At 64.6% G+C, this 14,198-nt stretch carries 14 protein-coding genes; 2 read left to right on the top strand and 12 right to left on the bottom strand.

The genetic code is table 11. The annotated features are described in order from the left end of the window. Positions 1 to 2 precede the first annotated feature (2 nt). The 10 genes from serS to JQ586_RS13615 all read right to left on the bottom strand — a co-directional run bounded on the left by serS (position 3) and on the right by JQ586_RS13615 (position 10,767). Positions 3 to 1,334, bottom strand: a complete 1,332-nt coding sequence (serS, locus tag JQ586_RS13660) for a serine--tRNA ligase (RefSeq protein WP_212395172.1) — start codon at positions 1,332 to 1,334, stop codon at positions 3 to 5. Between the two features lie 165 nt (positions 1,335 to 1,499). Continuing rightward, entirely contained in the window at positions 1,500 to 2,306 is an 807-nt protein-coding gene (tatC, locus tag JQ586_RS13655) for a twin-arginine translocase subunit TatC (protein ID WP_212395090.1), read from the bottom strand. Next, positions 2,303 to 2,827 carry a Sec-independent protein translocase protein TatB gene (gene tatB / locus JQ586_RS13650; RefSeq protein ID WP_212395089.1) on the bottom strand — a complete coding sequence of 175 codons (525 nt, stop codon included), beginning with the start codon at positions 2,825 to 2,827 and terminating at the stop codon, positions 2,303 to 2,305. The genes tatC and tatB overlap by 4 nt, the downstream gene beginning before the upstream one ends. A 159-nt stretch (positions 2,828 to 2,986) precedes the next feature. Then, positions 2,987 to 3,220, bottom strand: a complete 234-nt coding sequence (locus JQ586_RS13645) for a twin-arginine translocase TatA/TatE family subunit (protein ID WP_212395088.1) — start codon at positions 3,218 to 3,220, stop codon at positions 2,987 to 2,989. 146 nt (positions 3,221 to 3,366) lie between these two features. Continuing rightward, positions 3,367 to 4,176 (bottom strand): SMC-Scp complex subunit ScpB, encoded by an 810-nt coding sequence (gene scpB / locus JQ586_RS13640; RefSeq protein WP_249147548.1) that lies wholly within the window; start codon positions 4,174 to 4,176, stop codon positions 3,367 to 3,369. 22 nt (positions 4,177 to 4,198) lie between these two features. Further along, on the bottom strand, positions 4,199 to 5,020 hold the full coding sequence (locus JQ586_RS13635; RefSeq protein ID WP_212395087.1) for a ScpA family protein: 822 nt from the start codon (positions 5,018 to 5,020) through the stop codon (positions 4,199 to 4,201). After that, the gene (nagZ, locus tag JQ586_RS13630; protein WP_212395086.1) at positions 5,017 to 6,039 is read right to left on the bottom strand and encodes a beta-N-acetylhexosaminidase; all 1,023 of its coding nucleotides are present in this window, start codon (positions 6,037 to 6,039) and stop codon (positions 5,017 to 5,019) included. Before nagZ ends, JQ586_RS13635 begins: the two co-directional genes overlap by 4 nt. 46 nt (positions 6,040 to 6,085) lie before the next feature. Continuing rightward, positions 6,086 to 7,633 carry an SPOR domain-containing protein gene (locus JQ586_RS13625; protein WP_212395085.1) on the bottom strand — a complete coding sequence of 516 codons (1,548 nt, stop codon included), beginning with the start codon at positions 7,631 to 7,633 and terminating at the stop codon, positions 6,086 to 6,088. Between the two features lie 119 nt (positions 7,634 to 7,752). After that, positions 7,753 to 9,549, bottom strand: coding sequence for an arginine--tRNA ligase (gene argS / locus JQ586_RS13620; RefSeq protein WP_212395084.1), 1,797 nt, complete (start codon positions 9,547 to 9,549; stop codon positions 7,753 to 7,755). A 9-nt stretch (positions 9,550 to 9,558) separates the two neighbouring features. Further along, the gene (locus JQ586_RS13615; RefSeq protein ID WP_212395083.1) at positions 9,559 to 10,767 is read right to left on the bottom strand and encodes a deoxyguanosinetriphosphate triphosphohydrolase; all 1,209 of its coding nucleotides are present in this window, start codon (positions 10,765 to 10,767) and stop codon (positions 9,559 to 9,561) included. Between the two features lie 107 nt (positions 10,768 to 10,874). Between JQ586_RS13615 and erpA the strand changes: the two genes are divergently transcribed. Continuing rightward, positions 10,875 to 11,204: an iron-sulfur cluster insertion protein ErpA gene (erpA, locus tag JQ586_RS13610; protein WP_212395082.1), complete on the top strand. Its 330-nt coding sequence runs from the start codon at positions 10,875 to 10,877 to the stop codon at positions 11,202 to 11,204. 54 nt (positions 11,205 to 11,258) lie between these two features. Further along, the gene (locus tag JQ586_RS13605) at positions 11,259 to 11,684 is read left to right on the top strand and encodes a GNAT family N-acetyltransferase (RefSeq protein ID WP_212395081.1); all 426 of its coding nucleotides are present in this window, start codon (positions 11,259 to 11,261) and stop codon (positions 11,682 to 11,684) included. 42 nt (positions 11,685 to 11,726) lie between these two features. Here the strand turns inward: JQ586_RS13605 and JQ586_RS13600 are convergent, their stop codons facing one another. Beyond that, complete coding sequence (locus JQ586_RS13600) at positions 11,727 to 12,506, bottom strand: LuxR family transcriptional regulator (RefSeq protein ID WP_212395080.1); 780 nt, start codon at positions 12,504 to 12,506, stop codon at positions 11,727 to 11,729. An 83-nt stretch (positions 12,507 to 12,589) separates the two neighbouring features. Then, positions 12,590 to 14,158, bottom strand: a complete 1,569-nt coding sequence (locus tag JQ586_RS13595; protein WP_212395079.1) for an amidase — start codon at positions 14,156 to 14,158, stop codon at positions 12,590 to 12,592. Positions 14,159 to 14,198: the final 40 nt, after the last annotated feature.

Raw genomic sequence — 14,198 nt, 5'->3', positions numbered from 1 at the left:
CTTCACATGCCGTGCTCGATGACCGTGAGCCCGCCCATATAGGGCTGCAGCACATCGGGCACTGCGATCGACCCATCCTGCTGCTGGTAGGTCTCCATCACGGCGATCAGCGCACGCCCGACAGCGGTGCCGGAACCGTTCAGGGTGTGCACGAACCGCGGCTTGCCGTCGGGACCGCGGGAACGCGCATCCATGCGGCGGGCCTGGAAATCGCCGCACACCGAGCAGCTCGAAATCTCGCGATAGGCGCCGCCGTCGCCCTGGCCCGGCATCCACACCTCGATGTCGTAGGTCTTCTGCGCCGAGAAGCCCATGTCGCCGGCGCACAGCGTCATCACACGGTAGTGCAGGTCGAGCTTCTGCAGAACCTGCTCGGCGCAGGACAGCATGCGCTCGAGCTCGTCCTTGCTGGTCTCCGGCGTCGTGATCGACACCAGCTCGACCTTGGTGAACTGATGCTGCCTGATCATGCCGCGCGTATCGCGCCCCGCCGCCCCCGCTTCGGCGCGGAAGCACGGTGTCAGCGCGGTGAGCCGCATCGGCAGCTCCTTCTCATCGAGGATGGATTCGCGCGCGAGGTTGGTCAGGGAGACCTCAGCGGTCGGAATCAGACCCAGACGTTCGCTGCGCAGATCGGCGTTGGGCGCGGCAAGCAATTCGCCCTTGATCGCCCAGAACTGATCATCCTCGAACTTCGGCAACTGCCCGGTGCCGAACATCACGGCATCGCGCACCAGAAGCGGCGGATTGATCTCGGTGTAGCCGTGCTCGCCCGTATGCAGATCGAGCATGAACTGCCCGATCGCGCGCTCCAGTCGCGCAAGCCCCCGCTTCAGCACGACGAAGCGCGCGCCGGACAGTTTTGCGGCCGCCTCGAAATCCATGTCGCCCAGCGCAGTACCGAGGTCGTCGTGCAGCTTCGGTGCGAAACCGTAGTCGCGCTTCTTGCCGTAGACGTGATGCTGAACGTTGCCGTGCTCGTCGACGCCGTCAGGCACCTCGTCGAGCGGCAGATTGGGAATCGAGGACAGCTGCTTCGTCAATTCCTCATCGGCCGCCTTCGCTGCAGTCTCGAGCTGGGGCATCGTGGTCTTGAGCTCTGCGACCTCGGCCATCAGGGTTGCGGCCCGCGCCTCGTCCTTCGCCTTCTTGGCGTCGCCGATCTCCTTGGAGGCCGCATTGCGCCGCGCCTGGGCCTGCTCCGATGCCAGGATCGCGGCACGGCGGCGCTCATCGATCGCGAGCAGCAACGACGACAGCGCGCCAAGTCCGCGGCGCTTCAGGCCGGCGTCAAAGGCTGTCGGGTTGTCGCGGATCGCCTTGATGTCGTGCATGGTGCTGAATTCCTGGATCGATGCCTTGAAGGGCCGTCTCAACTACCACGTCCGTCATCACCCGCGAAAGCGGGTGGACCAGTATTCCAAGAGGTTCGTGACGAATTCAGAGGCCCCAGCGTACCGGATACCCCGCATTCGCGGGAATATGCAGCGAAAACGGCCCTACTCGGCCGGATTGGCCGCCGGCGGAGCGCCTGTCGAGGAGGTGGAGGCGGCGGCCTTCTTTTCCACCATGCGCACGGCGATGATCGCGCCCTCGTAGAGCAGCAGCAAGGGGATCGCCAGCGAGGACTGGCTCAGCACGTCAGGCGGGGTCAGCACCGCCGCGATGATGAAGGCGATCACGATGAAATAGCGCCGCTTGTCCTTCAGCATTTTCGAGGTGACGATCCCGACCCGGCCGAGCAGCGTCAGGATCACCGGAAGCTGGAATGCGATGCCGAAGGCGAAGATCAGCGACATCATCAGCGACAGATATTCGCCGACCTTCGGCAACAGCTCGATCTGCGCGGTCTCCGGACCGCCCATCTGCTGCATGCCCAGCGAAAAGCGGGTGATCATCGGGAATACGACGAAATAGACCAGCATCGCTCCGAGCAGGAAGAAGACCGGGGTCGCGATCAGATATGGCAGGAACGCGTTGCGTTCATGCTTGTAGAGGCCCGGCGCGACGAACTTGTAGATCTGGGTCGCGACGATCGGGAACGAGATGAAGCCGGCCCCGAACAGTGCCAGCTTTAGCTGGGTGATGAAATATTCCAGCAGCGCCGTATAGATGAACTTCGAGTTCGCCGCACCCGCCACCCAGACATAGGGCCAGACCAGCACGTTGTAGATCTGCTTGGCGAAGAAGAAGCAGAAGATGAACGCGACTCCAAAGCCGAGCAGCGCCTTGATCAGCCGCGCGCGCAGCTCGATCAAGTGATCCATCAGAGGGGCCTTGCTGGCCTCGATATCTTCGTCGCTCATGACGCTCTCGCGTCCTTGAGCACATCAGGTTCGGCCGGCTGCGGCTCAGCCGGCGCGGGCTGCATCACCGTCACGCCGTGCGGCGCCGGCTGCGCCTCTTGCGTGATCGCCAATGGCTCGCTGGCGGCGGCGTGGGTCTCGGCCTCGACGAATGTCTCAGGCGTCGGTGTGGCCGGGGTCGTCGGTATCACCGGCGCGTCGACAGCGGAGGCAACCTGCGCATCCACAGGCTTGTCGATCTGCAGCGCGTCGGTGACGTCCTTCGTCAGCGAACTCATGATGCCGCCGCTGGTGAGCCCAGTGGCGGCTTCCCTGACCTCGTCAAAGCTCTTCTTGAGGTCGGCCATTTCGGCCTCGCGCATCGCTTCCTGGAATTGGCCCTGGAATTCGGCGGCCATCTTGCGGGCCTTGCCCATCCATTGCCCGACCATGCGCAGCACGCCCGGCAGTTCTTTCGGGCCGATGGCAATCAGCGCGACGACCGCGATGACGACCAGTTCACTCCACCCGATATCGAACATGAAATTTTCCGCCTAAGCGCGCCGCAACTGCCCCATCCATTCCAGACGATCCGGGGCTGTCGGCGTCTTTTCTCAACCGGCGTCCATAGCGCTTTCGAGCGCCGGCGTCACCGGTCCGCGCAAAAGAAAAACGTCGAAATATGCGTCAGTACAAAGACCTTAGACGGCCTTGCTGCCGACATCCGAGCGCGCGGCTGACGGTGCCGAATTGTGGTCGATGGCCTTGGTCGTCTCCGACTTGTCAGCGACCTTCTCGTCGTCCTGCATGCCCTTCTTGAAGGCCTTGATGCCTTGGGCGACGTCGCCCATCAGGTCGGAAATCTTGCCGCGCCCGAACAGCAGCAGGACCACTGCGATCACGACGATCCAGTGCCAAATGCTCAGCGAACCCATCCTGCAACCCTCCAGAAATGGCCGGCGAACCGGCCTGAACTTTCCCGGAAAGTAGGCCCGCGGGGTGTCAAAAACAAGGACCTCCGCCGCGGCAAATCGCTGTCGCGGCTACGTAATATTGCTAGCCTTAACCGGGAATATTTCGGCTAGTCGTCCTGCCCCTCAGGCTTTGCCTCATCGCCTTCGGCGGCCTCAGGACCAGTCTCGCTGCTGCGTGCCTCGGGCTCCGCGGATTCAGATGCGACGGCCTCCGGCTCGACAGCCGGTGCGAGCAGCAGTTCCAGCGTGTCGCCGGGTTCGAGCGGGACTTCGTCTTCGCGCAGCGCCGCGTCATCCGACGGCGAGGGAACGCTGAAGCCGGTCGGCAGACGCGAGTCGAGCAGCCCCGTGCCCTTCAGTTCCTCAAGCCCCGGCAGGTCGCCCAGCGCTTCCAGGCTGAACTGCGACAGAAATCCGTCGGTGGTTCCGAAGGTCAGCGGACGGCCCGGCGTCTTGCGGCGGCCGCGCGGACGAATCCAGCCGGTTTCCAGCAGCACGTCGATGGTTCCCTTCGACGTCACCACGCCGCGGATCTCTTCGATCTCGGCGCGCGTCACCGGCTGATGGTAGGCGATGATCGCGAGCACCTCGATGGCAGCCCGCGACAGCTTGCGCGTCTCGGTGCTCTCGCGGGTCATCAGCCAGGCCAGGTCGCCAGCGGTACGGAACGTCCACTTGTTGGCGACGCGAACCAGATTGACGCCTCGCGGAGCGTATTCCGCCTGCAACTGCGCCAGCGCCGCCTTGATGTCGACGCCGTCGGGCATCCGCTTTGCGAGCGTCGCCTGATCGATCGGCTCGCCTGATGCAAACAGCAATGCTTCCAGGAGCCGCAACTCCTCGGGGCGCGCGATCGGATCCACGGGAGAAACCTCCTCCCCGACCTCTTCAATGCGCCGTTCCGCCAGGCTTGCCATGGCTCGCTCTCCTTCTTCCAACTTACTCGACCGAAAGGTCCGGAGCAGCCATCGCGGCCTGCGCCTGACGTTTTCGGAAATAGATCGGCGCGAACGCCTGCTTCTGATTGATCTCCATCTCGCCTTCACGAACCAGTTCGAGGGCCGCGGCGAAGCTCGAGGCGAACACCGTCGCCTTTTGCGTGGGATCGGCGACGTAGTTCATCAGGTATTCGTCGAGGCAGCTCCAGTCCTCGGCGATGCCGACCAGCCGCTCCAGCGAGGCGCGCGCTTCGGCAAGCGACCAGACGGTGCGCTTGGCGAGATGCACGGAGGTGAGCACGCGCGCCTGACGCTGCGTCGCGTACGCCGAGAGCAGGTCGTAAAGCGTCGCGGTGAATTTCGGATGCTTGATCTCGGCGATCGATTCCGGATTGCCGCGCGGGAAGATATCGCGCTGGAACTGCGGCCGGTTCATCAGCCGGTTCGCCGCCTCGCGAATCGCCTCCAGCCGGCGCAGCCGGTTGGCGAGCGCAGTCGCCATTTCCTCGGCGCTCGGACCCTCCGCACTCGGTGGTTCAGGCAACAACAGCCGCGACTTCAGAAAGGCAAGCCAGGCCGCCATGACCAGATAGTCAGCCGCGAGTTCGAGCCTGATCTTGCGGGCGGCCTCGATGAACGAGAGGTACTGGTCGGCGAGAGCCAGGATCGAGATCTTCGCCAGATCGACCTTCTGCTGGCGCGCCAGCGTCAGCAGCAGGTCGAGCGGACCCTCATAGCCCTCGACATCGACCACGAGCGACGGCTCGCCTTCTGCGAGATCGGCCGGCCGTCCCGTCTCAAACGATAGAATTTCAGCGGTCATGCCGTCCCTACCCGATCCATCAACGCATCCAGTTCCGCCCGTGCCGCCCGGCGGTCGAGCGGCGCCGGCAGCCTGCGTGCGGCCAGCGCCCGGTTGGCGCGCTCCAATGCCTTACCGGCCAATTCCGGCGTTTCCAGCGCAACCTCGCGCATCTCATCGATGTCGCCGTTGCAGTGCAGGACGATGTCGCAACCGGCGCTGAAGATGGCCGCGGTCCTTTCGGCGATCGACCCGGCCAGCGCATTCATCGACACGTCATCACTCATCAACAAACCATGGAACCCGATCAGGCCGCGAATCACCTGCTCGATGATTGTCGCAGAAGTCGTCGCCGGTTGGGCGGGGTCGAGCGCGCTAAACACAACATGTGCGGTCATGGCCATCGGCAGGTCCGCCAGGGGCCGGAACGCCGCGAAATCGGTGCGCTCCAGCTCGGTTTTGGCGGTATCGACCGTCGGAAGCCGGAAATGGCTGTCGGCCGTGGCTCTGCCATGCCCGGGGATATGCTTGAGAACCGGCAATACGCCGCCCTGTTCCAGCCCCTCGGTGACCGCCCGGGCGATGGCAGCGACCTTTCCCGGTTCGGTTCCATAAGCGCGGTTGCCGATGACAGCATCGGCTCCGGCGACCGGAACATCGGCCAACGGCAGGCAATCGACCGAGATCCCCAGATCGGCCAGATCGGCTGCGATCAGGCAGGAACTTAGCCGAGCCGCCGTCAGACCAAGATTCGGATCGACGTCGTAGAGCGCACTGAAGCTCGCACCCGGGGGATAGACCGGCCAATGCGGCGGACCGAGCCGCTGCACCCTGCCGCCTTCCTGGTCGATCAGGACCGGAGCGTTCGAATCGCCCGTCGCAGCACGGAGTTCCCCAACCAGGGCAGCGACTTGTGCTGGCGTCTCGATGTTGCGTTTGAACAGGATGAAGCCCCATGGACGTTCGGCGCGAAGGAAATCGCGCTCGGCGTCGTTGAGGACGGGTCCGGATATGCCGGTGATGAAGGCGCGGTTCGTCATGCGGCCGATTAGGCCGCATGTACCGGACGGGTCAAGGAAACGGCCATCAATTCCTTTGGACGACGCATTGTCCGCCGGCAGATTTCAGGTTGCCGCAGAACTGCGAGGCCTCCTCCGGCGAGCCGAACGGCCCGACCATGGCGCGGTAATAGACGCCCTTGTCGCCGAGATCCGCCCGCTTGATGACCGGAGAGCGCGAACCCAGCACGCCCGGGAACTTGTTCCGCAGCGAACGGAAGGACGCTTGCGCGTCAGCTTCGTTCTTCTGCGAGGACACCTGAACCAGATACCCGCCGCTGCTGACCGGCGCTGTTGACGTCGATGCCACCCGGGTCGGGGGCTCCGCCGGAGCGGCATCGGGCTGCCCCCCCGGGGCGAGTGCGAGCGGCTGGTTGGCACTCGCATTGGCCGAGGCCGGGTTACCGCGCGACACCGTCTGTTTGGCGCCAGCCTGCCTGGCCGGCGCAGGCGCAGTCGCCGCTGTAGAAGTGCCATCGGGGGCATCGCCCTTCACCGACAGGGTGCGGATCTTGTGGGGCTCGTTGTTCGGCATCGTGCCGTTGGCCGTGACCGGCGGTGGCGGAACCGGCGCCGCAGTCTGCACGCTCGCGACCGGCGGCGGGTTCGTATTGGGATTCAGCGCCGGAAACACCACGCGGGGGCCACCCGCCTTGGCGTTGACGTCGACCGGCGTTTCCTCGCGTGACACGATCTTCTCGGTGCCGTCACCCGAAGCCATGCGGTCCGGTGTCTTGGCCGGCGCGTCGGCCGCAGCCGGGACCACCTTGGTCGGGGTGTTGTCGGCCTTGATGATCGGCGGCTCGCCGGTGCGCGGCGCGCCGACATAGTTGCGGTACCCATAGGCGCCGCCGACCCCGAACACGGCAAGCGCCATCACCGCGGCGACCGTGATGAGGCCGCTGGAGCGCTTGCGCGGCTCGGGTTCGTCTTCGTAGCCCTGATAGGCATAGGGATCGTCCGGATAGGCCGCTTCGCGCTGCAAGTCCTGCTCACCTTGTTCCAGTTGCCCGTAGAGTGCGTCGTCGTAGCGCGACGGGTCGCCGTCCTGACCTACGTCATCAAACGGCTGCTCGTCGTAATAGGCCTCGGCCCGCTGATGGGTCTGTACCGGCTGATGCGCCTGGGCTGGTTGATACGCCTGGGCCGGTTGGTAGGTCTGGGTCGGCTGATAGCTCTGCACCGGCTCCGGCGCAGGCTGCGCCTGCCGGGACGCGTAGCGGTGCAATGGATGAACGGGGCTCGGCTGATAGTCCGGCTCTGGTTCCTCGTCGTCCTCCTGCGGCGGCAATTGCGGTGCGAGGGCTTCCTGCCGCGCGCGCTGCATCCAGGACGGCGGGCCCGCCGGGGGTGCATCGTCGTCTTCCTCCGGCGGCTGGTAGATCTGCGGCCGCACATTGGCACGAGACTGCAGCGGATGCGGCGCGGGCTTGGTTGCCGTGCTGAACGGTTCGGTCTGGCCGATCAACCGGGCCAGTTCGGCGAGCGGGTCGCCCTCGGACTTGTCGTCCGCGTCGGAGTACCCCCGATCATAGTCATCGGCGGGAAAAGGTCGGTCGTGATATCGATCAGCCATCGTGATGATGCATCCCCTTCGGGACAGCGCCAAAATCGCCGGTACAGCCGGTACGAACGAAAATGGCCCCTGCCAGATGCCCTCACGAATCCCCACTCGTGCGGGCCACTTGCCCCTGCCTACCGCATCTCGGTCGGGGCGTGGACGCCTAGTACAGCTAAGCCCGATGCCAGAACCGAGACGACGCCCTGAACCATTGCCAGTCGCGCCCTCGTGATTTGTGCATCATTATTGATAATGAAGCGTAAATAGGGCAAATCGCGCCCCTTGGTCCAAAGCGCATGAAATTCGCTGGCCAAATCATACAGATAAAAAGCGATTCGGTGCGGTTCGTGCGCGACCGCCGCCGCCTCGACCATCCGCGGAAAAAGCGCCAGACGTTTGAGCAGGTCGAGCTCGGCCGGGTCGGTCAGGCGATCCACCTCAGCCGTCCGCAGGTAAGCCAGCCGGGCCTCGTCGGTCTCGGGGAGATCCGGAACCGCCTCCTCCCGCGCATTGCGGAAGATCGAGTGACCGCGGGCGTGGCCGTACTGCACGTAGAACACGGCGTTGTCCTTGGACTGCTCGATCACCTTGGCGAGGTCGAAATCGAGCACCGCGTCGTTCTTGCGGAACAGCATCATGAACCTGACCGCGTCGGAGCCGACCTCGTCGACCACCTCGCGCAGCGTGACGAACTCTCCCGAGCGCTTCGACATCTTCACCGGCTCGCCGTCGCGCAGCAGCTTGACGAGTTGCACGATCTTGACGTCGAGATCAGCCTTGCCTGACGTTACGGCCTTTACCGCCGCCTGCATGCGCTTGATGTAGCCGCCGTGATCGGCGCCAAACACGTCGATCAGATTGGCAAAGCCGCGATCGAACTTGTTCTTGTGGTTGGCGATGTCGGAGGCGAAGTAGGTGTAGGAGCCATCCGACTTGATCAGCGGACGATCGACGTCATCGCCGTAAGCCGTGGCGCGGAACAGCGACTGCTCGCGGTCTTCGTAGTCCTCGACGGGCTTGCCCTTCGGCGGCGGCAGGCGGCCCTCATAGATGTCGCCCTTGGCGCGCAGGAATTCGATGGTCTCGGCAACCTGGTTGTTGCCAGACGCGGTCAGCGACCGCTCGGAGAAGAACACATCATGATGGATGTTGAGCGCGGCGAGATCGCCCTTGATCATCTCCATCATCATGGCGATCGCCTTGTCGCGCACGATCGGCAGCCAGCCCTGCTCAGGCATGCTCACGAGCTTGTCGCCATGCTCCCTGGCGAGCGCCTCGCCGACCGGCTTCAGGTAGTCGCCCGGATAGAGCCCTTCCGGGATCGCGCCGATGTCCTCGCCGAGCGCCTCGCGGTAGCGCAGGAAGGCCGATCGCGCGAGCACGTCGACCTGGGCGCCGGCGTCGTTGATGTAGTATTCGCGGCAGACGTCGAAGCCGGCGAATTGCAGCAGGCTGCACAGCGCGTCGCCGAACACGGCGCCGCGGCAATGGCCGACGTGCATCGGCCCGGTCGGATTGGCGGAGACGTATTCGACGTTGACCTTCTCGTCCTTGCCGATCCCGCTCCGCCCGTAGGTCGAGCCCGCGGCCAGCACGGCGCGCAGCGCGTCGGCCCAGACCTGCGGCTTCAAGGTGAGGTTGATGAAACCGGGTCCGGCGACGTCGACGGAGGCCACCAGCGCGTCAGCACGCAGCCGCTCGGCGATCTTGTCAGCCAGCTCACGCGGCTTCGCCCTGGCGTCCTTGGCCAGGACCATCGCGGCATTGGTCGCCATGTCGCCATGGCTGGCATCGCGCGGCGGCTCGACCACGACGCGGGACAGGTCGACCCCGACGGGCCAATTGTCCTCGGCAGCAATGGCGGCACAAATGGCGTGCACGCGCGCCAGCACGCCGGCGAAAAGATGTGGTGAAGCAGGACTATCGGCCATGGCCGCCGCCTAACGCAAATCCGGGGTCGAGTCAAAAAGCCTTTGGTGCTCGATCAGGGCAAAACGGTCGGTCATTCCGGCAATGAAATTGCCGATCCGGCGGCTCCGTTCGGCTTCGGTCTCCTGCTCGGTGCCCTCGACCCATTCCGCCGGCAGGTCGCCCGGCGACTGACGGTAACGTTCGAACAGGTTGCGCACCACCTGTTCCGCATCACCCATGATCTGCATCACCCGCGGGTGGCGATACATCCGCCGATAGAGGAAGGCCTTGATCGCGGCCTCCTGCTCGGCCACCTCGGGCGGGAAGCCGACCAGCGGCGCGTCGTGATGGCGCACGTCATGGGCCGATTGCGGCTGCGCCGCCGCAAGGCGCCTCGTCGTCTCCGCGGACACCGCCCCGATGAAATGCGAGATCAGCTCGCGCACCAACTCGGCGCCGCGCCGCACCTCGTCGAGCCCGGGATAGTGCCGGTCGATATCGCCGATGATAGCCCCGGTCAGCGGCATCTCCTCGAGATCGTCGACGACGAACAGGCCGGCTCGCAGCCCGTCGTCGATGTCGTGGGCGTCATAGGCGATGTCGTCGGCAAATGACGCGATCTGCGCTTCCAGCGAGGCATAGCTCCAGAGCTCGAGGTCATAGGTCGTGTTGTAGTCGGCGATGCCGACCGGAATGCCGCTCTCGCGATAGCGCCCGACCGGCGCGCCGCTGGGCCCGGTCAGCGGGCCGTTGTGCTTGACGATGCCCTCGAGCGATTCCCAGGTCAGGTTCAACCCGCCGAATTCGGGGTAGCGATGCTCCAGCGAGGTCACGACCCGCAGCGTCTGCGCGTTGTGATCGAAGCCGCCATGCGCCTTCAGACACCCGTCGAGCGCCCGCTCCCCGGCATGCCCGAACGGCGGATGGCCGAGATCATGCGCCAGCGCCAGGGTCTCGGTCAGGTCCTCGTCGAGCCCAAGCTGGCGCGCCAGCGCGCGGGCGATCTGGGCCACCTCCAGCGAATGGGTCAGCCGGGTGCGGTAATGATCGCCCTCATGGAAGATGAACACCTGGGTCTTGTGTTTGAGGCGACGGAACGCGGTGGAATGGATCACCCGGTCGCAGTCGCGCCGGAACGGGCTGCGGGTCCGGCTTGGCGGCTCCGTGCACAGCCGGCCCCGGCTGCGATCGGGGTCGCAGGCATAGTGCGCGCGGGGGGCAGCCATTCCGACCGACACGGTATTTTAGTCCTTATCCATTTGATTCCACGGTGCGACGCACTTAACTATGTGATGGGCGGGATACCAAATGAATAGGGTATGACGCCGTCGACCGGAGACTGACCATGACTGCTGCCATTACCGTCAGCGAACGGGCCGCCCGCCGGATCGGGCAAATCCTCAGCAAAGAGGGTGACGGCGCCAAGCTGCGCATCTCGGTCGAGGGCGGCGGCTGCTCCGGCTTCCAGTACAAGTTCGATGTCGAGCGCACCCAGGCCGACGACGATCTCGTGATCGAGCGCGACAATGCCGTGGTGCTGGTCGATCCGGCCTCGGTGCCGTTCCTTGCCGGCTCGGAGGTCGATTTCGTCGACGATCTCATCGGCGCCTCGTTCCGCGTGGTCAACCCCAATGCCACGGCCTCCTGCGGCTGCGGCACCAGCTTCTCGATCTAAGTCTTCTCTCAGCATTCCGTTCGAGCTTCCGCGGAAGCTTGCGGTGGAGACGTCATGTCTGCCTCCGTCCTCGTCTGCACTTGGGAGGAAGCGCGCGAACGCTCGCGCGCCATCCGCCACAGCGTGTTCGTCGAAGAGCAAAGCGTGCCGGTGGAACTGGAGTGGGACGACATGGACGCGTCGAGCTGGCACGCGCTGGCGTTTGCCGAGGACGGCACGCCCGTGGCCACCGGCCGGCTGCTGCCGGACGGCCATATCGGCCGAATGGCGGTCCTCAAGGCCGCGCGCGGCACGGGCACGGGCGCCCGCGTGCTGGACGCGCTGATGGCCAAGGCGGCCGAACTCGGCTACCGCGAACTGATCCTCAACGCGCAGACGCACGCCGAGCCATTCTACGCGCGCGTCGGGTTCGAGCGGGTCGGCGAGGAATTCGAGGAGGCCGGCATCCCGCACATCGAGATGCGCAAACGCCTGGCGTAAGCGAAACGTCTGCCGATGAACGCGTGCGCCCCGTCACCTGGTCTAGGCGAACGGCACGTCGATGAACCGGAGTTGGATCGCCTTCGCGATCGCATGTGCTCTGTTCGAGGCGTTGAGGTGCATGATCGCACGCTTCACGTGGGAGCGCACCGTCTCGCAGGACAAGCCCAGGATCAGCGCGATGTCGTCCGAAGTCTTCCCCTGTGCGGCGAGGGACAGGCATTCCCTTTCGCGCGCGCTGAGCCACGCCTTCGTGGCCGTACTGTCGTTCCACGGCCACTTTCGAAGCAACGTGTTTTGAAAGTGGTGGCACAAGGTGAATAGCGCATTGACTGCCGGCGGTGACGATCCGTCTTGGTACGTGGTCGAGTTTTCCGAGATCGCACTCACGAACGCGAACGAACCGTTGGGCATGTGCAAGGGAATCGTGATGCCGTAGTGCAGATTCTTGTCATTGAGATGCTCGACGCATGCGCGCTCCCCGGCGCTCAGGCGTTCGCCTGTCTGCACATCAATCCATTTCAGCGGCAGCGTCGTGTTGAGGCAGAACCTGTAATAGGGGTCACACAGGTGGCTCCAGTGCCGATCCCAGCGGCTTGGGAAAGCGCGTGTCTTCACGAGCGGGGATGCGAGGCTTCCGTCCGGCAGCCTCGGCATGGCAGTCCGGCCATAGGCAAATGAAGAAAAGCCAAGGTCCACCAGGGCTTGATGCAGCGCGTCCAGAGCCGAGTCGAGATTCGTGGCCCGCTCGAGATTCGCCGCCAGGCCTCCCGTCGAGCCGTCCTGCACGGAGGCGGCACCTACCGGCACGAGAGACGTCATGGATCACCTCCCTTCTGCAGCCAGGGCCGCCGCAGGCACCTCCAACCGTTCTCCCGTGACCGGCTCGTGTCAAGGCAGGTGCATTAGGCGTTCAACTTTGGCCGGCGATCCTGCCAGGGGCGCGTGGCGCCTTCGAGCGCGGACGCGACGCGGAACACCTTCAGATCGTCATAGGCCGGACCGACGATCTGCATCCCCGTGGGAACGCCTGTTTGCGCGTCGAACCCCGTCGGGACCGACATGACAGGACAAGTGCCGACAAGATTGAACGGATACGTCATGAACCAACCGATGAACGGGTTCACCGGTTTCCCATTGATGGCGAGCGGTTCCTCGCTGCTGCGCCCGGCCACGATCTTCGTCGTCGCGGTCGTCGGGCAGATCAGTGCATCGTGGGTCTCGAAGATCTTTGTCAATGACGCGTACATCTTCTGGCGCACGAGGTTCAGGCCGTAGAACTTGGATACATCGACTTTCTTGCCTGCTTCGAGGATCTTGATGACATAGGGGTCTACGTCGTTCCTCGACTTGGTCAGAAGGCTTCCCGCCAGGGCATAGAAGACGCCTTCCCACCGGGTGTTCCATGCCTCTTCGATTTCCTTGGTCCAGCCGATATCGATTTCGTCGACCACGGCGCCGAGCGAACGCAGGACCGACGCAGCGTTGCGCGTGTTCTTCTCGACCTCGGGATCGACCGCGAAATAGCCCAGGTCCATGGACAGCGCGATCCTCATCCCGGCGATGCCGGCGAAGGTCGGCGGGATGACCACCTTGTCGCGCAGCGACGACATGTCGGCCGGATGCTGGCCGGATGTGACGTTCTGCATCAGCCCGCAATCGCCGACGCTGCGGGCGAGTTCGCCATAGTGGATCAGCCACTCGTTCGGGTGTTCGCGGTCGTTCGGGTTGCGGCCCCATGGCGGCTTGTAGCCGTACAAGCCGTTCATCGAAGCCGGGATGCGGATGGAGCCGCCTCCGTCCGTTCCGTCGGACAAGGTCGTGTAGCCGGCGGCCAGGGCCGCGCCGCCTCCGCCTGTCGAGCCGCCGGGGGTATATGCCGGGTTCCAGGGGTTATGCGTGACGCCCCAGAGTAAGGACGCGGTCACACCTGAATGCGCGAACTCCGGTGTCGTCGTGCGGCAATGCATGATCGCTCCGGCGGCGAGAAGACGCTCCACCGTCGGCGCGGATTGGTCCGGAACGAAGTCCTTGTAGAGCCGCGAGCCGTAGGTGGTGATCTTGCCCTTGACGGAGTGATAATCCTTGATGGCACACGTTATGCCTTCCAGCGGGCGGACCGGTTCGCCGCGCACGTACTTGCGCTCCGCAACCCGAGCCTGTTCCAGCGCCTCGTCGAAATAGGTGTACGTCAGCGCCTTGAGCGTCGGCTCCCACGCCTCGACCTGCTTGATCTGCGCAAGCAACAGTTCGACCGGCGATAGCGTCTTGGCCTTGAATCTCGTGATCGCCTCGCCCGCCGTCAGGTAGGCAATGTCGGCCACATCGACTTTTTCAGACGGCCCCGCGGCGGCCGCACGCGATGCTGCTGGCAGGACCAGCCCCGCGACGCCCGCAAGAGCGGCGATGCTCAAGAGCCGTCGACGCTCCAGATTCGGCTGGCCTTCAAAACTCTCGTACGAGGCTTGGCTCATGATCTCTCGTCTCCCTTTGGTGGAATCTGGTGAGCGACTG

The sequence above is a fragment of the Bradyrhizobium jicamae genome (assembly GCF_018130215.1).
GTDB classification, from domain to species: domain Bacteria; phylum Pseudomonadota; class Alphaproteobacteria; order Rhizobiales; family Xanthobacteraceae; genus Bradyrhizobium; species Bradyrhizobium jicamae_A.
Note: the sequence above shows the minus strand (reverse complement) of the source record. Positions and strands in the feature narration are given on the sequence as shown.

Coding starts and splice junctions, on each gene's coding strand:
- serS (WP_212395172.1), bottom strand. CDS start 1,334: ATGCACGACATCAAGGCGATCCGCGACAACCCGACAGCCTTTGACGCC.
- tatC (WP_212395090.1), bottom strand. CDS start 2,306: ATGAGCGACGAAGATATCGAGGCCAGCAAGGCCCCTCTGATGGATCAC.
- tatB (WP_212395089.1), bottom strand. CDS start 2,827: ATGTTCGATATCGGGTGGAGTGAACTGGTCGTCATCGCGGTCGTCGCG.
- JQ586_RS13645 (WP_212395088.1), bottom strand. CDS start 3,220: ATGGGTTCGCTGAGCATTTGGCACTGGATCGTCGTGATCGCAGTGGTC.
- scpB (WP_249147548.1), bottom strand. CDS start 4,176: ATGGCAAGCCTGGCGGAACGGCGCATTGAAGAGGTCGGGGAGGAGGTT.
- JQ586_RS13635 (WP_212395087.1), bottom strand. CDS start 5,020: ATGACCGCTGAAATTCTATCGTTTGAGACGGGACGGCCGGCCGATCTC.
- nagZ (WP_212395086.1), bottom strand. CDS start 6,039: ATGACGAACCGCGCCTTCATCACCGGCATATCCGGACCCGTCCTCAAC.
- JQ586_RS13625 (WP_212395085.1), bottom strand. CDS start 7,633: ATGGCTGATCGATATCACGACCGACCTTTTCCCGCCGATGACTATGAT.
- argS (WP_212395084.1), bottom strand. CDS start 9,549: ATGGCCGATAGTCCTGCTTCACCACATCTTTTCGCCGGCGTGCTGGCG.
- erpA (WP_212395082.1), top strand. CDS start 10,875: ATGACTGCTGCCATTACCGTCAGCGAACGGGCCGCCCGCCGGATCGGG.
- JQ586_RS13605 (WP_212395081.1), top strand. CDS start 11,259: ATGTCTGCCTCCGTCCTCGTCTGCACTTGGGAGGAAGCGCGCGAACGC.
- JQ586_RS13600 (WP_212395080.1), bottom strand. CDS start 12,506: ATGACGTCTCTCGTGCCGGTAGGTGCCGCCTCCGTGCAGGACGGCTCG.
- JQ586_RS13595 (WP_212395079.1), bottom strand. CDS start 14,158: ATGAGCCAAGCCTCGTACGAGAGTTTTGAAGGCCAGCCGAATCTGGAG.